This is a genomic window from Citrobacter sp. Cf087 (genome assembly GCF_030334285.1).
In the GTDB taxonomy this organism is placed as follows: Bacteria; Pseudomonadota; Gammaproteobacteria; order Enterobacterales; family Enterobacteriaceae; genus Citrobacter; species Citrobacter freundii.
Map to the genome: position 1 here is coordinate 48,754 of NZ_JAOWED010000017.1, position 22,719 is coordinate 71,472.

The 22,719-nt window shown below is 52.2% G+C and carries 20 protein-coding genes; 15 read left to right on the top strand and 5 right to left on the bottom strand.

Features of this window, described 5'->3' with window-relative positions; all coding sequences use genetic code 11:
- Positions 1-3 precede the first annotated feature (3 nt).
- On the top strand, positions 4-876 hold the full coding sequence (gene ubiA, locus OGV57_RS00305; protein ID WP_016149402.1) for a 4-hydroxybenzoate octaprenyltransferase: 873 nt from the start codon (positions 4-6) through the stop codon (positions 874-876).
- A 54-nt stretch (positions 877-930) separates the two neighbouring features.
- Here the strand turns inward: ubiA and plsB are convergent, their stop codons facing one another.
- Entirely contained in the window at positions 931-3,351 is a 2,421-nt protein-coding gene (gene plsB / locus OGV57_RS00310; protein WP_003841366.1) for a glycerol-3-phosphate 1-O-acyltransferase PlsB, read from the bottom strand.
- Between the two features lie 171 nt (positions 3,352-3,522).
- Here plsB and OGV57_RS00315 point away from each other — a divergent pair, with 171 nt between their 5' ends.
- The 4 genes from OGV57_RS00315 to OGV57_RS00330 all read left to right on the top strand — a co-directional run bounded on the left by OGV57_RS00315 (position 3,523) and on the right by OGV57_RS00330 (position 6,345).
- Entirely contained in the window at positions 3,523-3,891 is a 369-nt protein-coding gene (locus OGV57_RS00315) for a diacylglycerol kinase (RefSeq protein ID WP_003826594.1), read from the top strand.
- Between the two features lie 109 nt (positions 3,892-4,000).
- A complete protein-coding gene (gene lexA / locus OGV57_RS00320; protein WP_003031703.1) occupies positions 4,001-4,609 on the top strand; it encodes a transcriptional repressor LexA in 609 nt (202 codons plus the stop codon).
- Between the two features lie 70 nt (positions 4,610-4,679).
- Positions 4,680-5,999: an MATE family efflux transporter DinF gene (gene dinF / locus OGV57_RS00325; RefSeq protein ID WP_054527960.1), complete on the top strand. Its 1,320-nt coding sequence runs from the start codon at positions 4,680-4,682 to the stop codon at positions 5,997-5,999.
- A gap of 136 nt (positions 6,000-6,135) precedes the next feature.
- Positions 6,136-6,345 (top strand): CsbD family protein, encoded by a 210-nt coding sequence (locus tag OGV57_RS00330; RefSeq protein WP_003031706.1) that lies wholly within the window; start codon positions 6,136-6,138, stop codon positions 6,343-6,345.
- 48 nt (positions 6,346-6,393) lie between these two features.
- Here the strand turns inward: OGV57_RS00330 and zur are convergent, their stop codons facing one another.
- Positions 6,394-6,912: a zinc uptake transcriptional repressor Zur gene (gene zur / locus OGV57_RS00335; RefSeq protein WP_003031709.1), complete on the bottom strand. Its 519-nt coding sequence runs from the start codon at positions 6,910-6,912 to the stop codon at positions 6,394-6,396.
- A 115-nt stretch (positions 6,913-7,027) separates the two neighbouring features.
- On the opposite strand from zur, the gene OGV57_RS00340 reads away from it, so the two are divergent.
- The 3 genes from OGV57_RS00340 (at position 7,028) to pspG (ending at position 8,998) form a co-directional block, all read left to right on the top strand.
- Positions 7,028-7,516 (top strand): cupin domain-containing protein, encoded by a 489-nt coding sequence (locus OGV57_RS00340; RefSeq protein ID WP_003031710.1) that lies wholly within the window; start codon positions 7,028-7,030, stop codon positions 7,514-7,516.
- Positions 7,517-7,623: 107 nt separating this feature from the next.
- Positions 7,624-8,622, top strand: coding sequence for a tRNA dihydrouridine(20/20a) synthase DusA (dusA, locus tag OGV57_RS00345; protein ID WP_003841361.1), 999 nt, complete (start codon positions 7,624-7,626; stop codon positions 8,620-8,622).
- A 133-nt stretch (positions 8,623-8,755) separates the two neighbouring features.
- Positions 8,756-8,998, top strand: a complete 243-nt coding sequence (pspG, locus tag OGV57_RS00350; RefSeq protein ID WP_003031713.1) for an envelope stress response protein PspG — start codon at positions 8,756-8,758, stop codon at positions 8,996-8,998.
- Between the two features lie 301 nt (positions 8,999-9,299).
- On the opposite strand, the gene OGV57_RS00355 is transcribed toward pspG, so the two are convergent.
- A complete protein-coding gene (locus OGV57_RS00355; RefSeq protein ID WP_003841359.1) occupies positions 9,300-10,283 on the bottom strand; it encodes a quinone oxidoreductase in 984 nt (327 codons plus the stop codon).
- Between the two features lie 64 nt (positions 10,284-10,347).
- On the opposite strand from OGV57_RS00355, the gene dnaB reads away from it, so the two are divergent.
- The 5 genes from dnaB (at position 10,348) to OGV57_RS00380 (ending at position 15,627) form a co-directional block, all read left to right on the top strand.
- Complete coding sequence (dnaB, locus tag OGV57_RS00360) at positions 10,348-11,763, top strand: replicative DNA helicase (RefSeq protein ID WP_003826610.1); 1,416 nt, start codon at positions 10,348-10,350, stop codon at positions 11,761-11,763.
- A gap of 16 nt (positions 11,764-11,779) precedes the next feature.
- The gene (gene alr, locus OGV57_RS00365) at positions 11,780-12,859 is read left to right on the top strand and encodes an alanine racemase (protein ID WP_003844721.1); all 1,080 of its coding nucleotides are present in this window, start codon (positions 11,780-11,782) and stop codon (positions 12,857-12,859) included.
- Between the two features lie 128 nt (positions 12,860-12,987).
- On the top strand, positions 12,988-14,181 hold the full coding sequence (gene tyrB / locus OGV57_RS00370; RefSeq protein WP_054527961.1) for an aromatic amino acid transaminase: 1,194 nt from the start codon (positions 12,988-12,990) through the stop codon (positions 14,179-14,181).
- A gap of 248 nt (positions 14,182-14,429) precedes the next feature.
- A complete protein-coding gene (gene aphA / locus OGV57_RS00375; protein WP_003826615.1) occupies positions 14,430-15,143 on the top strand; it encodes an acid phosphatase AphA in 714 nt (237 codons plus the stop codon).
- A gap of 127 nt (positions 15,144-15,270) precedes the next feature.
- Positions 15,271-15,627, top strand: a complete 357-nt coding sequence (locus tag OGV57_RS00380; protein WP_003031719.1) for an MmcQ/YjbR family DNA-binding protein — start codon at positions 15,271-15,273, stop codon at positions 15,625-15,627.
- A gap of 115 nt (positions 15,628-15,742) precedes the next feature.
- On the opposite strand, the gene uvrA is transcribed toward OGV57_RS00380, so the two are convergent.
- Complete coding sequence (uvrA, locus tag OGV57_RS00385) at positions 15,743-18,565, bottom strand: excinuclease ABC subunit UvrA (protein WP_003031720.1); 2,823 nt, start codon at positions 18,563-18,565, stop codon at positions 15,743-15,745.
- 251 nt (positions 18,566-18,816) lie between these two features.
- On the opposite strand from uvrA, the gene ssb1 reads away from it, so the two are divergent.
- Positions 18,817-19,341, top strand: coding sequence for a single-stranded DNA-binding protein SSB1 (ssb1, locus tag OGV57_RS00390; protein WP_003826621.1), 525 nt, complete (start codon positions 18,817-18,819; stop codon positions 19,339-19,341).
- Between the two features lie 481 nt (positions 19,342-19,822).
- Positions 19,823-22,132, top strand: coding sequence for an autotransporter family protein (locus OGV57_RS00395; protein ID WP_016149407.1), 2,310 nt, complete (start codon positions 19,823-19,825; stop codon positions 22,130-22,132).
- 83 nt (positions 22,133-22,215) lie between these two features.
- On the opposite strand, the gene OGV57_RS00400 is transcribed toward OGV57_RS00395, so the two are convergent.
- Complete coding sequence (locus OGV57_RS00400; RefSeq protein ID WP_003844730.1) at positions 22,216-22,497, bottom strand: YjcB family protein; 282 nt, start codon at positions 22,495-22,497, stop codon at positions 22,216-22,218.
- Between the last annotated feature and the right edge of the window lie 222 nt (positions 22,498-22,719).

Sequence of the window (22,719 nt, forward strand, 5' to 3'; positions counted from 1 at the left end):
AAGATGGAGTGGAGTCTGACGCAGAATAAGCTGCTGGCGTTTCACCGCTTGATGCGTACGGATAAGCCGATCGGCGCCTTACTGCTGCTCTGGCCAACGCTATGGGCATTGTGGGTGGCGACCCCAGGCATGCCGCAACTGTGGATCCTGGCGGTATTTGTCGCCGGCGTTTGGTTAATGCGCGCCGCTGGATGTGTGGTAAATGATTATGCCGACAGGAAGTTTGACGGACACGTTAAACGCACCGCGAATCGACCGCTGCCGAGCGGTGCTGTCACCGAAAAAGAAGCCCGAACGCTGTTCGTCGTATTGGTGTTGCTCGCCTTCCTGCTGGTTTTGACGCTCAACACGATGACCATTTTGTTGTCCGTTGCGGCGCTAGCGCTGGCGTGGGTCTATCCCTTCATGAAACGCTACACGCATCTGCCGCAGGTGGTGCTGGGCGCGGCGTTTGGCTGGTCTATACCGATGGCGTTTGCCGCCGTGAGCGAGTCTGTACCACTGAGCTGCTGGCTGATGTTCCTCGCCAACATTCTCTGGGCGGTGGCCTATGACACACAGTATGCGATGGTTGACCGGGATGATGACCTGAAGATTGGCATTAAATCGACCGCGATCCTGTTCGGCCAGAACGACAAACTCATTATTGGTATTCTGCAGGTCGGTGTACTGGTGCTGATGGCGCTGGTTGGGTGGCTGAACGGGCTGGGACCGGGCTATTACTGGTCTCTGCTGGTGGCGGGTGCGCTGTTTGTGTATCAGCAGAAGCTGATCGTTAATCGTGAGCGTGATGCCTGTTTTAAAGCGTTTATGAACAATAACTATGTAGGCCTGGTACTGTTCTTAGGACTGGCGATGAGCTACTGGCACTTTTGAGTTTGGCTTAGCCTGCAAAATAAAAACCGGTCATTTCGACCGGTTTTTTTATGCTTATTCGCCCTGTGTGGCGCTCTCGATGGTCAGACGCACATCCGATGTGACCAGTTCGGCCAGCATCTGGTAGATCTTCATCGTCTCTTCCGGCTCGGCATCCCCGGTATCGCTAATGAATCCCTCGTCACGCAGTGTCAGCACCAGAGAGCTGAACACCGCTTTATCGAAGAATTCCGGCGCGTTAATGCCGTGCAGCACTGAGAGGCGTTGTGCCACGGTGCGGCTCTCTTTCTCCAGCGTGCCACGGTTGATCGACGGGTTGGCGCTCAGTAGCCAGAAGGTGATAGCGTAGCGTTGCAACGTCTCGCGAGCACCCGCAGCCAACAGCTGCAGCGTACGGGAGCGGGCAGGGTTAATATGCAGCTCGCCATCCTGTAGAGTAATCAGCCCCTGGCGCTGCATTTCGCTGGCCAGTTCGTCAATCACCCCGGCAAGCTCATCGCGCTCCCAGCGCAGGAACAACTCGGCTTTCAGCATCGGGTACAACGCATCAATATGCTGCTGTAGCGCGACGCGTGAAATACGACGATGCTGAGTCACAATGGCTGCCATCAACGAAGGCAGAACCAGCATATGCGCAATGTTATTGCGGTAGTACGTCATCAAGACCGCCTGCTCGCGCGGCAGAATAATGATGTCACCGATGGTGTCTTTCTCGACCTCAAACTTGTTCATCTGCAAGGCGTGGTCGATCAGTTCACTGGCACTTTGCGCAGGAACGGTTGAGTCCGCCGCGTACGGCACGTTGCGCAGCAGGCTCAGGTAGCAGTCGAGCTGCTCGGTTAACTGTTCACGGGTCAGAGAGCGCTGGCGGGAAGCCAACAGCGCGGTACAACACAGGTTCATGGCGTTGGCCGCGCCAGCGTTGTTAATGCGCACCATCAGATCGGCGGCAATGTTATTCACCGTCGGCGTCAGCCAGGCCGGACGGATAGACTCGATAGGATCGATAGATTCACGCCATTCTGGCACATGCTGGTTGAGGTAAGTCATCAATGGCATTGGTTCACCAAAGTTGACGTAGCCCTGACCCAGGTTGCGCAGCTTGCTTAAGCCACGCAGCATTTGTGGCAGACTTTCTTTCTCTTTCGTCGCGCCACGCAGCTCTTTGGCGTAGGTGCCCACTTCCATTACGTGCTCGTAGCCGATGTAGATCGGTACGAGAGTAATAGGACGCGTACCGCCGCGCAGCATCGCCTGAATAGTCATCGACAGGGTGCCGGTTTTCGGGTCGAGCAAACGACCAGTACGTGAACGTCCACCCTCGACAAAGTACTCAACCGAGTAGCCGCGGCTGAACAATTCGCCCAGGTATTCACGGAATACGGTGGAGTAGAGCTTGTTGCCCTTGAAGGTACGACGAATAAAGAATGCGCCCAGACGACGGAAAATCGGACCCGCTGGCCAGAAATTCAGGTTGATACCGGCTGCGATGTGCGGCGGAACCAGACCCTGGTGGTACAGAACGTACGACAGCAGCATATAGTCCATATGGCTGCGGTGGCACGGAACGTACACGATTTCATGCCCATCGTGCGCCAACTGGCGTACACGCTCCGCATTATGAACGTTAATCCCCTGATACAGACGGTTCCAGGTAAAGCCCAGGATACGGTCCGTCAAACGGATCATTTCGTAGGAGAAGTTGGCGGCAATCTCTTCCATCAGCGCAATGGCATTTTGCTGCGCTTTTTCGTGGGAGATTTTTTTACTGCGCGCTTCATCTTCTACCGCGCGAGCGATCGCTTTTGAAGCTAACAGTTTATTAAACAGATCCTGGCGGGCAGGGAGGCGCGGGCCGACAGCGGCCAGACGCTGGCGAGCAAAGTGCATACGCGCCACGCGTGCCAGCTTCTGGGCAATGATCTTATCCGTACCGTGTTCATCCGCCATACGACGCAGAGAGACCGACGGGGAGAAGCGGACAAAACTGTCGCGACCCAGCCATGAAACCGCAAAGAATTTCTGTACGCCGTTTAGCATACGTAATGGCGGATTAACTTCACCTTTTTCACGCCCTGGCGCACGGCCAAACATCACCGAAACCGGCACCATCTGCACATCCAGGTCTGGATTGCTGCGATGTAAGTCGAGATAGTTATGGAACAGCTTGATGGACTCTTCTTTTGGCGTGTAATAGGTGAACACACGCGGGCCGCCGTGAATAAACACGTAGCGCGGCAGTAAAGTCCCGTCTATCTCCAGCGGTTCCAGGGGATCGGGGAGATCGTGCACCAGACATTGGGCACGCAGCGTCAGCAAGTCTGCTTTTGAATTGTACGGTAGGACGTACATAATGGGACGAGACGTATCGAGTCCCAATTCCGGGGCAGGTTCTGCCGGAATAGACTTGCTTTTTACCAGGACGCTTAATGGTAAATTCAGTAATTTGTAGTAAATTCGTGGCCAGCCGGACATAAACGATGTAAAGCCTCTGGTTAATAATGCAAATGCGCTGCAAGGATATCAGAAAGTTTAGTGAATTTCTGTGGTATCCCGTCATACTTCGCGCTGCTTTGCCACACCCTGAAACAAACGGGGTAACGTTACAATGACATTGACGCTAATAATGTAAAAAGGTTCTTTTTGATGGCCAATAATACCACTGGATTCACCCGAATTATCAAAGCTGCAGGCTATTCCTGGAAAGGTTTTCGCGCCGCATGGATCAATGAGGCGGCATTCCGCCAGGAAAGCGTTGCCGTACTGCTGGGCGTAGCTATCGCCTGCTGGCTGGACGTCGATGCGATTACTCGCGTGCTGTTGATTGGTTCCGTGATGCTGGTGATGATCGTTGAAATCCTCAACAGTGCGATTGAGGCGGTAGTTGACCGTATAGGCTCTGAGTATCACGAACTTTCCGGCCGGGCGAAAGATATGGGGTCGGCGGCGGTATTGTTGTCTATTTTTGTCGCTCTGATTACCTGGGGCATCCTGTTGTGGTCGCATTTGCGATAAGGATTCCACATCTTCATAAATCTCCTGCTTTTTGTGCAGTTTGCGGTTCCAAAATCACCTTTAGCTGTATATACTCACAGCATAACTGTATATACACCCAGGGGGCGGAATGAAAGCGTTAACGGCCAGGCAGCAAGAGGTGTTTGATCTCATTAGAGATCACATCAGCCAGACAGGTATGCCACCGACGCGTGCGGAGATCGCGCAGCGTTTGGGGTTCCGTTCCCCAAATGCCGCTGAAGAACATCTGAAAGCGCTGGCGCGTAAAGGTGTGCTGGAAATTGTCTCCGGCGCATCGCGCGGTATTAGACTGCTGCAGGAAGAAGAAGAGGGATTACCGCTTGTCGGTCGTGTGGCGGCAGGCGAGCCACTTCTGGCGCAGCAGCACATCGAAGGCCACTACCAGGTCGATCCCTCATTGTTCAAACCGAACGCCGATTTTCTGCTGCGCGTCAGCGGTATGTCTATGAAAGATATCGGTATTATGGACGGCGATTTGCTGGCGGTGCATAAAACTCAGGACGTGCGTAACGGACAGGTTGTTGTTGCCCGTATTGATGACGAAGTTACGGTTAAGCGCCTGAAAAAGCAGGGCAACAAGGTTGAACTTCTGCCAGAAAATAGCGAATTTAAACCTATCGTTGTCGACCTGCGTGAGCAAAGCTTCACCATTGAAGGGCTGGCGGTAGGTGTCATTCGTAACGGTGAATGGCTGTAATCATGTATTAATACTGTGGCGCATTCTGCGCCACAGTTAGTTTTCACTTCTTTTCATCAGGCTTTCCTGTATGCCTTTCTTTACCTCTTCTGATAAAGCACTCTGGCACCTCGCCTTACCGATGATCTTCTCCAATATCACCGTTCCCCTGCTGGGACTGGTGGATACCGCGGTGATTGGTCATCTGGATAGCCCGGTCTATCTTGGCGGTGTTGCGGTTGGTGCTACGGCAACCAGTTTTCTCTTTATGCTGCTGCTTTTCCTGCGCATGAGCACCACGGGTCTTACTGCGCAGGCATTTGGTGCGAAAAATCCTCAGGCGCTGGCGCGCGCACTGGTGCAGCCGCTAATGCTGGCGCTGGGCGCGGGGTTGCTTATCGCACTGTTTCGTACGCCGATTATCGATGTAGCGCTGCATATTGTCGGGGGAAGTGAAGCGGTACTGGAACAAGCCCGGCGTTTCCTTGAAATCCGCTGGCTCAGCGCACCCGCCTCGCTGGCTAATCTGGTGCTGCTCGGCTGGCTGCTTGGCGTTCAGTATGCGCGTGCGCCGGTTATCCTGTTGATTGTTGGCAATATTCTTAACATTGTGCTCGATTTATGGCTGGTGATGGGCCTGCATATGAACGTGCAAGGTGCGGCACTGGCGACGGTGATTGCTGAATATGCCACCTTACTGATCGGCCTGATGATGGTGCGCAAAGTCCTGCATATGCGCGGAATATCGCTGGCAATGCTGAAGCAGGCGTGGCGTGGCAACTTCCGTCGTTTGCTGGCGCTTAACCGTGACATCATGTTGCGCTCGCTGCTGCTGCAGCTCTGTTTTGGCGCTATCACGGTGCTGGGTGCACGTCTGGGAGGCGATATTATTGCGGTTAATGCCGTTCTGATGACCCTGCTAACCTTTACCGCCTACGCGCTGGATGGATTTGCCTATGCCGTGGAAGCGCATTCGGGCCAGGCCTATGGGGCGCGAGATGGTAGCCAGTTACTGGACGTATGGCGGGCGGCCTGTCGGCAGTCCGGTATTGTGGCTATTCTGTTTTCGCTGGTTTATGCCCTGTTTGGCGAGCAGATTGTTGCGCTACTGACCTCGCTGCCGCAAATCCGACTACTGGCCGATCGCTATCTCTTCTGGCAGGTGGTGTTACCGCTGGTGGGTGTCTGGTGTTATCTGCTCGACGGCATGTTTATTGGCGCGACGCGGGCTGCAGAAATGCGCAACAGTATGGCCGTTGCCGCCACAGGATTCGCATTAACGCTCCTGACGTTGCCGTGGCTGGGAAATCATGGCTTGTGGCTGGCGTTAACCGTTTTCCTCGCGCTGCGTGGGCTTTCACTGGCCTTTATCTGGCGACGCCACTGGCGTAATGGAACCTGGTTCGCCTGAGCAGGATGGTTAAAAATTCCGAATAGTAAATAAAACCCAGAATCACTGACTACACTTATTCTCACGTCCAGCAAAAACAGCATGTGTCTGGACATGGCACTCTCGCTATTCACAACCTAACGATGAGGACTTGATGATGAATAAAGACGAAGTCGGCGGCAACTGGAAGCAGTTTAAAGGTAAAGTGAAAGAGCAATGGGGCAAACTGACCGATGATGATATGACGGTCATTGAAGGTAAACGTGACCAACTGGTCGGTAAAGTCCAGGAGCGTTACGGTTACGCGAAAGATCAGGCGGAGAAAGAAGTTAACGATTGGGAAAAACGTAATGATTACCGCTGGTAATTAACCCCTCCCTCCTGAGAGTACAAGGATGTACGCTCTCCCGCTTACCTAGCGCCCCACTTTCTTCTTCACCTGAATCGTATGGTCATGCTGGCACTCGCCAGGATGGCGGCATGACTCAACTTCTACACAGGCCGGACACAGCCCGTGTGCTTCAATAACATTATGTCGCAGAGCAAAGCCCATTTTGGCCGCCAGCGTATGCATGATGTCTTCCACACCTTCTGCGCACTCTTCTTTTACCACACCACAGCGGTCACAAATGAACATCGCGGAACTGTGGGTTGGCTGATCGAACAGATGGCAAAGGACATAGCTGTTGGTGGATTCCACCTTATGCACAAACCCTTGTTCCAGCAGAAAATCGAGCGCACGATACACGGTTGGCGGCTTGGCCTGCGGCTCAGTTTCCCGCAACAGGTCGAGCAGGTCATAGGCGCTGATAGCCCCTTCCTGCAGGCTCATCAGGCGCAACACTTCGAGACGCTGTGGCGTAAGCCGCACGTTGCGTTGCGCACAGAGTTTTTCAGCTTGAGCCAATAACTCTTGCGTAGTGGTTTTGTCCATTTGGCGCCTCGATTTGCGTGGAAGGTTAATCCCTTACTTTAACATGTTCTGCTTAAAACGCCGAGATCCACCGCGGTGTGCTATACCTGACGCATCGCAATACTGGAAAATAACCATGAAAAGACCCGATTGTATTCGCCACTGGCGTGAGGTTGAGGGGGCTGATGACTCCACTTATCCCGACAGCGATGAGCTATTTGCTATTGGCGCGCCGCTTGCCCGCAAATTGGGGTTAGGACGACTCGGCATTCATCATGAACGCCTGCCGCCGGGTCGGCGCACGTCGTACCCGCACGCTGAAAGCGATGAGGAAGAGTTTATCTATGTGCTGGAAGGTTATCCTGAGGCCTGGATTAACGGGTATTTATGGAAGCTAGAGCCGGGCGACAGCGTCGGTTTCCCGGCAGGTACAGGCGTGTGCCATACTTTTATCAATAACACCAGTGAAGAGGTGCGTCTGTTAGTCGTGGGTGAGGCGAACAAAAAATATAACCGCATTTATTATCCGCTTAACCCGGTCTATGCCGCTACACGTGAGGATCGCTGGGTCGACCATCCGCCGCAGTTTTTCGGATCACACGACGGAAAACCGGGGCGTAAATAGCGTTTGTTGATGGGCTGGGGGAGTGAGCCGCGAGGATGTGGCTCACTATCGTAACGGTCTATGCTATAGTAGCGCCCCTTTTTTAATCGGATGCTTGAATATTCGCCATGCTGCCTGAATCTCAGTCTACCGCTTTTCCCGCTCATCGTTTTTCTATCGCGCCGATGCTCGACTGGACGGACAGACACTGCCGCTACTTTTTGCGCTTACTGTCCAGCCAGACATTGCTCTATACGGAGATGGTAACCACCGGCGCGATCATTCATGGTAAAGGCGATTATCTGGCGTATAGCGAAGAAGAGCATCCGGTCGCATTGCAACTGGGCGGGAGCGATCCTGCGGCGCTGGCGCAGTGCGCGAAGCTCGCTGAACAGCGGGGTTATGACGAAATCAATCTCAACGTGGGTTGTCCTTCCGACCGCGTGCAGAATGGCATGTTTGGCGCTTGCCTGATGGGGAATGCGCAACTGGTCGCCGATTGCGTCAAAGCAATGCGCGACGTGGTGTCGATTCCGGTAACGGTGAAAACGCGTATCGGCATTGATGACCAGGACAGTTACGAATTCCTGTGCGATTTCATCAACACGGTATCTGGCAACGGCGAATGTGAGATGTTTATCATTCACGCCCGCAAGGCCTGGCTGTCCGGGTTAAGCCCGAAAGAAAACCGCGAAATTCCACCGCTGGATTATGACCGTGTTTATCAGCTAAAGCGTGATTTCCCGCATCTGACGATGTCGATCAACGGCGGCATTAAATCGCTGGAAGAAGCAAAAATTCATCTGCAACATATGGATGGCGTGATGGTGGGGCGTGAAGCTTACCAAAACCCAGGTATTCTGGCGTCCGTTGACCGTGAGATTTTTGCTGCTGCCACCGAAGATGCCGATCCAGTTGCCGTGGTGCGCGCCATGTACCCGTACATTGAGCGTGAACTGAGTAAGGGGACCTATTTGGGACATGTGACGCGCCATATGTTGGGGCTGTTTCAGGGGATCCCTGGGGCTCGTCAGTGGCGTCGCTATCTGAGCGAAAATGCGCATAAAGCCGGGGCAGATATTAACGTACTGGAGCATGCGCTGAAGCTGGTCGCTGACAAGCGTTAAGTTTTCGCCAAAAGTTAGTTAATTTCACCACGCCCTGCGCTTTGTCGCGGGGCGTTTTCTTTATAAATCAATACATTATTTTTGGCATGTTTCTTGTAAAGCAATGGAGAGAATTTCATTTCGGGAGAGAGCCATGCTGGAACTACTTTTTGTGATTGGATTTTTTATCATGCTGATGGTCACCGGCGTATCTTTGCTGGGCGTTCTGGCTGCATTGGTCGTAGCCACCGCAGTGATGTTTCTGGGCGGACTATTTGCCTTGATGATTAAACTGTTGCCCTGGCTGCTACTGGCTGTTGCCGTGGTGTGGGTTATCAAGGCGATAAAAGCGCCAAAAGTCCCACAGTATCAGCGCAATAACCGTCGATTTTACTAAGGTATTGAGCGGTGCGTCACAACCTGCAACATTGCCTTTAGAACCAAATAGGAATTGATTATCAAATCTGTCACTATTGCCAGGTTAACGAATTCATCGAGCTGTACCCTACATACAGCCGAACTAAAAAAAGAAAGGGCTTCCCACGGGAAGCCCTAATTCTTTACTTCCCCGTCATAATTCAAACCGCAGGTGTGTTGGCTGCTTTCATTCACCCCAGTCACTTACTCCAGTAAGCTCCTGGGGATTCATTCAATTGCCGCCTTCCTGCAATTTGAATTATTTAGGGGAAGTCGAAGCATTATGGGATTAGCAAACTCGATCCCTGCGTTGCCCGGCTTTCAAGTACTTCATGAGCACGCTGTGCATCGTGCAGTGCGAACGTCTGACCAGGCGCGACATCCACTTTGATTACTCCGCTGGCAATTAGCGAGAATAGCTCATTGCTGGCTTCGGTTAATTCGCGGTGATTGGTGATATACCCCTGGAGTGAAGGACGGGTCACGTACAGCGAACCTTTCTGGTTCAGAATACCTAAGTTCACGCCAGTCACCGGCCCGGAAGCATTACCAAAGCTGACCATTAGTCCCCGGCGCTGTAAACAATCCAGCGAGGCTTCCCAGGTATCTTTCCCCACCGAGTCATACACCACCCGTACTTTTTTTCCGCCGGTTATCTCTTTCACTCGCTCAACTATGCTTTCTTCACGATAGTTAATGACCTGCCATGCGCCGGCCTGCAGCGCAATTTGCGCTTTTTGCGCACTGCCGACGGTACCAATCAGCTTCGCGCCCAATGCTTTTGCCCACTGGCAGGCAATCATCCCGACGCCGCCCGCAGCCGCATGGAACAAAAACGGCTCATCAGGCTGAATTTCATAGGTTTTACGCAGCAGATAAAAAACGGTTAACCCTTTCAGGAATGAGGCTGCGGCTTGTTCAAATGAGATTGCGTTGGGTAGGATGGCGGCTTTATCGGCCGGAACGTTATGCACTGAGCTGTAGGCACCAAGGGCAGACTGGGCGTACACCACGCGATCGCCAGCTTTAATGTGTGTCACTTTGCTGCCGACTTTGCTGACTACGCCGGCAGCTTCGGTACCCAGGCCGCTGGGCAGAGATGGCGGCGGATAAAGACCACTGCGGATGTAGGTGTCGATATAGTTGATCCCAATAGCTTTGTTCTCGACCTGGATTTCGTTTTCCGCCGGGTCTACGGGTGTAAACTCCACCGCCTTGAGTACATCAGGGCCACCATGCTTGTGAAATTCAATACGTGTTGCCATGCTTCCTCCAAAAGAAATGTGGTAATCTTTCGACCCAATCATTATCTCGGTAACTCCATTCACTATGGCAGGAAATAAACCCTTCAACAAACAACAGACTGATGCTCGTGAGCGCGATCCCCAAGTCGCCGGGCTGAAAGTACCGCCGCACTCGATTGAAGCGGAACAGTCGGTGTTGGGCGGTTTAATGCTGGATAACGAACGCTGGGACGATGTCGCCGAGCGTGTGGTGGCGGAAGATTTTTATACCCGGCCGCACCGGCATATCTTTACGGAAATGCATCGCCTGCAGGAGATGGGGAAACCCATCGATCTGATCACACTGGCAGAGTCGCTGGAGGTTCAGGGACAACTGGATAGCGTCGGCGGTTTCGCTTACCTGGCTGAGTTATCTAAAAATACGCCAAGTGCGGCGAATATTAGCGCTTATGCGGATATCGTCCGCGAACGTGCTGTTGTTCGTGACATGATTTCGGTTGCGAACGAAATCGCGGAAGCCGGGTTTGATCCGCAAGGCCGTTCCAGTGAAGATCTGTTGGACCTTGCTGAATCCCGTGTCTTTAAAATCGCGGAAAGCCGCGCAAATAAAGACGAAGGGCCGAAAAATATTACTGATGTGCTCGACGCCACCGTCGCGCGTATCGAGCAACTGTTCCAGCAGCCGCACGACGGCGTCACCGGGGTGAACACCGGTTATGACGACCTCAATAAAAAGACGGCGGGTTTGCAGCCGTCAGACTTAATTATCGTCGCCGCGCGTCCGTCGATGGGTAAAACAACATTTGCGATGAACCTCGTCGAAAATGCGGCGATGTTGCAGGATAAGCCGGTTCTTATCTTTAGTCTTGAAATGCCCTCGGAACAGATCATGATGCGTTCCCTGGCCTCGCTCTCACGCGTAGACCAAACCAAAATCCGTACCGGTCAACTGGATGATGAAGACTGGGCACGAATTTCCGGAACAATGGGTATTTTGCTGGAGAAACGAAACATCTATATTGATGACTCCTCCGGCCTGACGCCAACGGAAGTGCGCTCGCGTGCCCGTCGTATTGCCCGTGAACATGGTGGTATCGGACTTATCATGATCGACTACCTGCAGCTGATGCGCGTGCCGTCACTCTCCGACAACCGTACGCTGGAAATTGCAGAAATCTCCCGCTCGCTGAAAGCGTTAGCGAAAGAATTGCATGTGCCGGTGGTGGCGCTGTCGCAGCTTAACCGCTCTCTGGAACAACGCGCCGACAAGCGTCCGGTTAACTCGGATCTGCGTGAATCCGGCTCCATCGAACAGGATGCCGACTTAATCATGTTTATCTATCGTGATGAGGTTTATCACGAAAACAGTGACTTAAAAGGCATCGCCGAAATTATTATTGGTAAGCAGCGTAACGGTCCGATCGGTACGGTGCGCCTGACGTTTAACGGACAGTGGTCCCGCTTCGACAACTATGCCGGTCCTCAATATGATGATGAGTAATTTCTAAGGAATACAAATGCAAGCGGCAACTGTAGTCATTAACCGCCGCGCTCTGCGACACAACCTGCAACGTCTGCGTGAACTGGCCCCTGCCAGTAAACTGGTTGCGGTCGTGAAAGCGAACGCCTACGGCCATGGTCTGTTAGAGACCGCGCGAACGCTCCCCGATGCGGACGCTTTTGGTGTCGCTCGTCTTGAAGAAGCCCTGCGGTTGCGAGCGGGAGGGATCACGCAGCCCATCCTGCTGCTGGAGGGATTTTTTGATGCCTCCGATCTGCCGACTATTTCCGCGCAGCGTCTGCATACAGCCGTCCATAACCAGGAGCAGCTCGAAGCCCTGGAAGCAGCTAATCTGGTTGAACCCGTTACCGTCTGGATGAAGCTCGACACAGGTATGCACCGCCTGGGCGTACGCCCTGAGCAGGCCGAGGCGTTTTATCAGCGCCTAACGCAATGTGAAAATGTGCGCCAGCCGGTCAATATCGTCAGCCATTTTGCGCGCGCAGACGAACCTGAATGTGGTGCGACCGAAAAACAGCTCGATATCTTCAACAGCTTTTGCGAGGGCAAACCTGGGCAGCGTTCGATTGCCGCATCGGGCGGTATTCTGCTGTGGCCACAGTCTCACTTCGACTGGGCGCGTCCGGGACTGATTCTGTATGGTGTGTCGCCACTGGAAAACCACTCCATCGGTGCTGATTTTGGCTGCCAGCCGGTGATGTCGCTGACCTCCAGCCTGATTGCGGTGCGTGAGCACAAAGCGGGCGAGCCGGTTGGTTATGGTGGTACCTGGTTGAGCGAGCGCGACACGCGTCTGGGTGTGGTGGCAATGGGCTATGGTGATGGTTATCCGCGCGCGGCGCCGTCTGGGACGCCGGTACTGGTCAATGGCCGTGAAGTGCCGATCGTCGGTCGCGTTGCGATGGATATGATCTGCGTCGATTTAGGCCCCGAAGCGCAGGATAAAGCCGGCGATTCGGTGATTCTGTGGGGTGAGGGACTGCCCGTTGAACGCATTGCTGAAATGACGAAAGTAAGTGCTTACGAACTTATTACGCGCCTGACCTCAAGGGTGGCGATGAAGTATATCGATTAGCAGAATGATGTGCTGGACAGGCGGTTACGCCGCCTTCCGGCAATATTACCCTCAACATCCTCTCGATCTTCTCCCGCTTCCGGTTTATTGTGTTCTTAACCCTTGCCTGTAAACCTGGAGAACCACACGTGTTTCAAAAAGTTGACGCCTACGCCGGCGACCCGATTTTATCGCTCATGGAGCGCTTCAAAGAAGATTCACGTAGCGACAAAGTGAACCTCAGCATCGGCCTGTATTACAACGAAGACGGAATTATTCCTCAGCTTAAAGCGGTGGCGGAAGCGGAAGCTCGACTTAATGCCAAACCGCATGGTGCTTCGCTGTATCTGCCGATGGAAGGTCTGAACACGTATCGTCATACTATTGCGCCGCTGCTGTTTGGCGCAGATCATCCGGTTCTCCAGCAGCAGCGCGTCGCAACTATTCAGACGCTGGGCGGCTCCGGTGCGTTAAAGGTTGGCGCAGACTTCCTGAAACGCTATTTCCCTGATTCTGGCGTATGGGTCAGCGATCCGACCTGGGAAAACCATATCGCGATTTTTGAGGGGGCTGGATTCGAAGTAAGCACTTACCCATGGTATGACGACACGACTAACGGCGTGCGTTTCAACGACCTGCTGGCAACGCTGAATACTTTACCGGCGCGCAGCATCGTGCTGCTGCATCCGTGCTGCCATAACCCGACGGGTGCGGATTTAACGCCTGCGCAGTGGGATAGCGTTATTGAGATCCTGAAAGCACGCGATTTGATTCCGTTCCTGGACATTGCTTACCAGGGCTTCGGTGGTGGAATAGAAGACGACGCCTATGCGATTCGCGCCATTGCCAGCGCCGGATTGCCCGCTCTGGTCAGTAACTCATTCTCGAAGATTTTCTCCTTGTACGGCGAGCGTGTCGGCGGACTGTCTGTAGTATGTGAAGATGGTGATACTGCCAGCCGCGTTCTGGGGCAGCTAAAAGCGACGGTGCGTCGTAACTACTCCAGCCCGCCAAACTTTGGTGCGCAGGTAGTTGCCGCGGTACTGGGTGATGACGCGCTGAAAGCCAGCGGGCTGGCAGAAGTCGAAGAGATGCGTACCCGCATTCTGGCGATGCGTCAGGAGCTGGTTAACGTATTGAATGCAGAGATCCCGGGCCGTAACTTTGACTACCTGTTGCAACAGCGCGGTATGTTCAGCTATACCGGGCTTAGCGCAGCCCAGGTTGATCGCCTGCGCGATGAGTTCGGTGTGTACCTGATCGCCAGCGGTCGCATGTGCGTAGCTGGGTTGAATCACGGTAACGTGCAGCGCGTGGCAAAGGCATTTGCCGCCGTCATGTAACCGGCTTTGAATGTTGCCGGATGGCGGCGTAAATGCCTTATCCGGCCTACACAGGTATATGGATTTTCGTTTGGAGGCCTGATAAGCGTCGTGCCATCAGGCACGTTTTCCTGTGTGATCGTGCTCCTTTTCCAGAGCAAAACCAGAGAAAATCCTTCCTTTCCCTCCCCCTAAGGGGTAAGGTCAGATAGTTTTTTGACCAGTTGTTAATAAAAAAATGATAACTAACTGACTACTTAGGGAAAAATATGCGCAAGTTTACGTTGGCACTGAGTGCCGTTTGTTTATTGTTCACGCTAAATCAGCCAGCCCAGGCACTCGTTTCTTCTCCCTCTCAGCTCAATCCAGGCACCAATGTTGCAAAGCTCGCTGAGCAGGCTCCCATTCACTGGGTCTCCGTGGCACAAATTGAAAACAGCCTGACCGGACGTCCGCCGATGGCGGTCGGGTTTGATATCGATGACACTGTCCTCTTTTCCAGCCCAGGCTTCTGGCGCGGTAAAAAAACGTATTCTCCGGACAGTGAGGATTACCTGAAGAATCCGGCCTTCTGGGAAAAAATGAATAACGGCTGGGACGAGTTCAGTATTCCAAAAGAAGTCGCGCGCCAGCTAATTGATATGCATGTGCGTCGTGGTGACAGCATCTTTTTCGTGACCGGGCGTAGCCAGACGAAGACTGAAACGGTGTCGAAAACGTTGTCTGATAACTTTCACATCCCGGCAGGCAATATGAATCCGGTCATTTTTGCTGGCGATAAGCCGGGCCAGAACACCAAAACGCAGTGGTTACAGGATAAAAATATCCGCATGTTTTACGGTGACTCCGATAATGACATCACTGCCGCTCGCGACGTGGGCATTCGTGGTATTCGCATTTTGCGCGCCTCTAACTCCACTTATAAGCCGCTGCCACAGGCCGGTGCGTTTGGTGAAGAGGTGATCGTCAACTCGGAATATTGAGGACACTGGCTGCGGGTTGCTGTTTTTTTAAACAAATTTACATTGCTGGCTTTTACCTTTTGCGGACTTGCTGCACACTGAATAAATGATGTTCTCATTAGGCAATATGCTGGTAAGGGGAATAAAGATGACGAATTCGGAGTTGCTGCAATACTGCATGGCAAAAATGGGCGCGGAGCAGAGCGTTCACAGTGACTGGAAGGCCACGCAAATCAAAGTCGAAGATGTGCTTTTTGCCATGGTAAAAGAGGTGGAAGAACGCCCGGCGGTGTCTCTGAAAACCAGCCCAGAACTGGCAGAGTTGTTGCGCCAGCAGCATAGCGATGTTCGGCCAAGCAGGCATCTCAATAAGGCGCACTGGAGTACGGTGTATCTGGACGGCTCGCTACCGGATTCACAGATTTATTATCTGGTTGACGCCTCTTATCAGCAGGCTGTGAACACGCTGCCTGCTGATAAACGGCGGATACTGACGCAGCCCTGAACGGTCTTGTTAAGCGTAGCGCCATCAGGTACAACCGTTGCCTGATGCGGCGCAAGCGCCTTATCAGGCCTACAAGCTTTACGCCTGTTCTGTGGGCCTGATAAGTGTTGCGTAATTACAACAGTGGTTTGAGGAAACGTGCCGTGTGTGAGGCTTCACACTCAGCGACTGTTTCTGGTGTGCCGGAGACAAGAATTTCGCCGCCGCCGCTGCCGCCTTCCGGACCGAGATCGACAATCCAGTCAGCGGTCTTAATCACGTCCAGATTGTGCTCAATCACCACGATGGTGTTGCCCTGATCCCGGAGCTGATGCAGCACGTCCAGCAGTTGCTGAATATCCGCAAAATGCAGACCGGTGGTCGGCTCATCGAGAATATACAGCGTTTGCCCGGTACCGCGTTTTGACAGTTCGCGCGCCAGCTTCACGCGCTGCGCCTCGCCGCCCGAGAGTGTGGTAGCGGACTGACCCAGTCGGATGTACGTCAGGCCAACGTCCATTAGTGTTTGCAGCTTACGCGCCAGCGCCGGAACGGCATCGAAGAACTCGCGTGCTTCTTCAATCGTCATATCCAACACTTCGTGGATAGTTTTGCCTTTGTACTTAATTTCCAGCGTTTCGCGGTTATAGCGCTTGCCTTTACATTGATCGCACGGCACGTAGATATCCGGCAGGAAGTGCATTTCGACTTTGATCACGCCGTCGCCCTGACAGGCTTCACAGCGTCCGCCGCGGACGTTAAAGCTGAAACGCCCCGGGGTGTAACCGCGTGCACGTGACTCCGGCACGCCGGCAAACAGTTCGCGCACTGGCGTAAACACGCCGGTGTAGGTCGCCGGGTTAGAACGCGGCGTACGGCCAATCGGGCTTTGGTCAATGTCGATCACTTTGTCGAAATGTTCCAGGCCCTGAACGTCGCGATACGGCGCAGGTTCAGCCAGCGTCGCACCGTTCAGCGCCGTCTGCGCAATCGGGAACAGAGTATCGTTAATCAGTGTCGATTTACCCGAACCGGAAACACCGGTAATGCAGGTAAATAAACCTACCGGCAGCGTCAGGGTGACATCTTTCAGGTTGTTGCCGCGTGCGCCGGTGAGCTTCAGCACTTTCTCTGGGTCAGCCGCCACGCGCTGTTTAGGCACTTCAATCTTGCGCTTACCGCTCATGTACTGGCCGGTCAGCGACTCAGGCACTGCCATGATGTCGTCGAGCGTCCCTTCGGCGACGACCTGACCACCGTGAACACCCGCGCCGGGGCCGATATCGATAACGTGGTCAGCGGCGCGAATCGCATCTTCATCGTGCTCGACTACAATGACGGTATTACCCAGATTACGCAGGTGGATAAGCGTACCCAGCAGGCGCTCGTTATCGCGCTGATGCAAACCGATAGACGGTTCATCCAGCACGTACATTACACCGACCAGACCCGCGCCGATCTGGCTTGCCAGACGAATACGCTGGGCCTCACCGCCGGATAGCGTTTCCGCCGACCGCGATAGCGTCAGGTAGTTGAGGCCGACGTTGACCAGGAACTTCAGACGATCGCCAATCTCTTTAAGAATTTTCTCAGCAATCTTCGCCCGCTGACCCGCAAGCTTCAGATTGTTGAAGAAATCCATTGCATGACCGATGCTCATGTCAGAAATTGCAGGCAGCGGCGTATTTTCAACAAATACGTGGCGGGCCTCGCGACGTAAACGCGTCCCTTCACAGCTTGCGCACGGTCGGTTACTGATGAATTTGGCTAATTCTTCACGTACCGCACTGGATTCCGTCTCTTTATAACGGCGCTCCATATTGTGCAGCACACCTTCAAACGGGTGACGACGTACGGACGTATCGCCGCGATCGTTCATGTATTTGAATTCGATATTTTCTTTACCCGAACCGTACAGCACCACTTTATGCACGGTAGGGCTCAGGCTGGCCCATGGGGCTTCAACGTCGAATTTATAGTGTTCAGCCAGAGACTTAAGCATCTGGAAATAATAGAAGTTACGGCGATCCCAACCACGAATAGCACCACCGGCCAGCGACAGTTCCGGGTTTTGAATCACCCGGTCAGGATCGAAATACTGCTGCACGCCGAGACCGTCACAGGTTGGACACGCGCCCGCAGGGTTGTTAAACGAGAACAGGCGGGGTTCCAGTTCGCGCATGCTATAGCCGCAGATAGGGCAGGCGAAGTTGGCGGAGAACAGAAGCTCTTCCGCTTTCGGGTCGTCCATATCGGCGACCACCGCCGTACCACCGGACAGTTCCAGCGCGGTTTCAAAGGATTCAGCCAGTCGCTGAGTGAGGTCGTCGCGTACCTTAAAGCGGTCAATCACCACTTCAATAGTGTGTTTCTTTTGCAGCTCAAGCTTGGGCGGATCGGAAAGGTCACACACTTCGCCGTCGATACGGGCGCGGATATAGCCCTGGCCCGCCAGGTTTTCCAGCGTTTTGGTGTGCTCGCCTTTACGCTCCTTAATTACCGGTGCCAGCAGCATCAGACGTTTGCCTTCCGGCTGGGACAGGACGTTGTCCACCATCTGGCTAACGGTCTGCGCTGCCAGGGGAACGTCGTGATCCGGACAGCGCGGCTCGCCAACGCGGGCAAACAGCAGACGCAGATAGTCGTGAATTTCGGTAATTGTACCTACCGTGGATCGCGGGTTATGGGACGTCGATTTTTGTTCAATTGAGATGGCAGGAGAGAGCCCCTCAATGTGGTCGACGTCCGGTTTTTCCATCAGCGACAGAAATTGACGCGCGTACGCGGAAAGGGATTCAACGTAACGACGCTGCCCTTCGGCATATAAGGTGTCGAAAGCGAGCGAAGATTTGCCTGAGCCCGAAAGCCCGGTGACGACAATCAGCTTGTCGCGCGGGATGACGAGGTTGATGTTTTTGAGATTATGGGTGCGGGCGCCCCGAACTTCGATCTTATCCATTCATCTTTCCCGGATTAAACGCTTTTTTGCCTGGCTGCATGGTGCTACCGGCGATCACAAACGGTTAATTATGACACAACCTGACCTGAATGGATATACAGTATTGGAATGCAAAACGCATGTTCCTGTGCAACAATGTCTGGCGGGGGTTGTTTACTGGAATCAACTTCGCAACGTAGTAAAAGCGCTATTGGAAATGCTACAATCCCGCGCTTACACTTATTCAGTAACGTTTTTCAGGAGACACGATCATGGCCAGCAGAGGCGTAAACAAGGTGATTCTCGTCGGTAATCTGGGCCAGGACCCGGAAGTACGCTATATGCCGAATGGTGGCGCAGTTGCCAACATTACGCTGGCTACTTCCGAATCCTGGCGTGATAAAGCGACCGGTGAAATGAAAGAGCAGACTGAATGGCACCGCGTTGTGCTGTTTGGCAAACTGGCGGAAGTGGCCAGTGAATATCTGCGTAAAGGTTCCCAGGTCTATATCGAAGGTCAGCTGCGTACCCGCAAATGGACCGATCAGTCCGGCGTAGAAAAGTACACCACTGAGGTTGTTGTTAACGTTGGCGGCACCATGCAAATGCTGGGCGGTCGTCAGGGCGGTGGTGCTCCGGCAGGTGGTGGCCAGCAGCAGGGTGGTTGGGGTCAGCCTCAGCAGCCGCAGGGCGGCAATCAGTTCAGCGGCGGCGCGCAGTCTCGTCCGCAGCAGTCCGCTCCGGCAGCGCCGTCTAACGAACCTCCGATGGATTTCGACGACGATATTCCGTTCTAAGATAGCTGAACGCATTAACGTTCTAATGTAAAAAAACCCCGTTGCGACGGGGTTTTTTTACATCTCTTATTCAGAATTAATTATTCGGTATTTTCTGGTTTATCATCGCAGCTTTATTATTCATTTAATACGAACTGATTTACGCTAATATTCGATAATATTTATTGATTGTTACAGGGAATGAAAATCAATGTAGGTATTACCGAATGATAACATTAAAAATGACGATAATAACTAATGGATTTATATTGCACTTTTGATTTTTTCAGTTTGAGATAGTTTTTGGAGAGCAATATTAAATTAATTTAAAGAAAAAAATGTAATTTGCTGTGTGGTAAATATTGACAAATTAATGCATGGCTTTAAATAATGCTTTTAGCTTATCAATTCTTCATTAATGAAAATATATTTATTATTGGCTGCTTTTTATTGGTGGGGTGTTAATAAGTGCGTTGGTAAACTATTTGTTATGGAGCTTACTATGTATCACAGGAAGATAAACCCGAAAGCAATAATACCTTTTACACTATCATTTACCGCAGCGCAGTTGGTTTGCGCCGGATTTGCGAGTGCAAAAAACTATGAACTAAATTATATAGATGTTAATGGTGGTCAGGAAGGGATCATCATTCAGGATACGATTGCAGATGATAAAAGCTATGATATCACGGTAAATATTGATAACCCTGTGCGAGGTGAAGGTAATGGCCTTGAGGTGAAGATTGGCAGTATCACCAAAGCCCAGGCGGGAGATTATCAAATTGGCAATTACAACGTGAATATTAGCGGAACTACGCAACAGGAACACCGCGCCGGTCTGGCCTTTTTTGGCTTATCCGCCGAAGGTCAGGACACCAACGTCACCGTCGATAACTTTAGCCTGAAAAACACTTTCTTAATTGGCTCTAAGTATACACATAACAATACTGCGTTGTATGCGGGAAGCGGTGCGGATATCACTGTAAACGGTAATGTGTACATTCGTTCAGAGGTTGAACACAGCAACGAGGGGAAAGACGCCACGCTGGCAAATAATGGAGTCTATGCGCGCGGTGCAGGTTCAACTATTACAGCTAACGGTGGCGATGTTTACATTAATACATACGCCAGTAATTTCAAAGAACTGCTGGAGAACAATAGTGGTTATCCTGATGGCTCATCAAAAAGTGATGCAGTTAGTGCTAAAGATGGTGGTGTCGTAAATATTAATCAGTCAGGTGAGCACAAGGTTAATTTGTTAGGAAATATCGACTTCGGCGATAAAATATATGCTAATACCAGCCAGATGAATATTACTCTCAATGGTGCAGAGTCATTCTGGCATGGGCATGAAGCGAACTTCCTGGAAACTGCCAGCGGTAAATGGGCGGGAGATTTGAATCTGACGCTGATGAATAATGCTTACTGGATCCCGGATGGCAAAGACGCTCAGATCAGCGCCATTACCTTGCAAGACGGCGGGACGATAAACCTGCATGGTTTTAACCTGCATACCAATCAGAGTATCAACGAAACCGTGAAGATTCACGATCTGAAAGGCAACAACGGTATTTTCCTGATTGATGTAAATACAAATAAAACCGATGAGCAGCGGCGTAATGGGAGCGACTTTATCGAGGTCGTTAAGAGTAGCACGGGGGGAACTCATGCCATTGAGGCGTTAAATATTAATAAGCTCAGCAATCTGCAAGAAGATATCTGGGTTGCCGATGCCGCCAGCAATGTGACGTTCGCAGCGTACGATAAAATCGATATCACTAACGAGTATGTATACGACTATAAACCGCTACTGCGTTCTGATATTCGGGAAGGCGATCCGGTAAGCCAGTATGGCACAAACTGGTATATCACGGGGGTTTCAACGAAAGCCAGTGCGGGTAGCAACACCGCAATTGCCAATGCTGGGTTAAACTACGCGGCGGCCACCGCCCGTCTCGAAATCGACAGCCTGAATAAGCGTTTAGGGGAATTACGCCAGAACCAACAGCAAAATGGTCTGTGGATACGCTATAAAGGCGGCGAAATGGAAAGCGATAATGGCAGCTACTTCAAAAACCTGTACAGCTTCTGGCAACTTGGTTATGACAATAAAGAAGAAGGTGAACAATCAGTCTGGACGCGAGGCATTGCGGCGCATTACATGAGAGGTAACGCTGACTTTACTTATGGCACGGGTGATAACAAGAGCTACGGTGGTTCACTTTATGCTGCATGGAACCGTCCGGAGAAACAGGACTACCTGGATCTGGTGCTGAAATATAGCCGCCATGAGAGTGATTTTAACTACCGAAATGTGTACGGCAATATGGGGGTGGCGGATAGCAGTACGTGGTCAATTAGCGCCAGCGCAGAATACGGTCGTGAGTTTAGTCTGGGAGAATCCTCTTTCATCGAACCGCAAGCGCAGCTCGTGTATACCCGGTTGGATGAGGCTCGTTATACCACCAGCAGCGGACTACGGGTTCGTCAGAATGATATCGATAGCGTGATCGGTCGTGTCGGATTGCGAGGAGGTTATCGATTTGAAGAACGCCCGGACAGCGACATTTATGTGAAGCTGGATCTGCTGCATGAGTTTGCCGGCGATCGTGATGTCACTGTGTGGGGTAAAGACGCGTCCATGACGGTTCGCGAGGGAGGAAGTGACTCGTGGATTAACTACGGTATTGGTACCAATATCCACCTCACTCAGAACAATAACTCCCGACTGTATGTTGACTTGGAAAGATCGGCTGGAGGCGACATTGATATGAACTGGCAGGTGAACGCAGGGTTCCGTATGGAGTGGTAAACGGTTACCGGAACGTCAGTAGAATCGTTATTGCTTAAAACCGTGTCCGACCGGGTATATTCTGGTCGGACACACTGTTGTTATCAGTTCAACACCATCGGCCATTCTGGCGGTGTGTGGCTCATCACTTCGACCATCACGGTTTCAATGTTCTTCCAGATAGTAGACATATCCACCAGGGTTATGCCGAGCAATCCAGTCGCAAACCAGCAGGCAAAAACCAGCCCCAAACCGCTGCTAATGACGGCCAGGCCAATATAATCTGATTTACGAAAACGGATATTGAGCGTACTGGCTAAAAACATCAGCACTGCACTGAGTAATTGCCACCGCAGAAGAACCACGCCAGTTGTTATCGTTGCCATGAAAAACGTCCTCAGAAAGTCTGGATGCCCAGGACAGCGCGGGGGTGTTCACCGAGGGTGTAGTACTCTGGCTATCGACGGGCAATAACATGAATGAAACATTGTTTCTGTTACATGATTTTTGTGAACTATATCACAAGTGCTCGTTTGTTCACCAGTGCTGGACGTGATTTTTACAGGATCATAACCACTCTCAATGTGTGGTTATATTCAAAAAGGCTT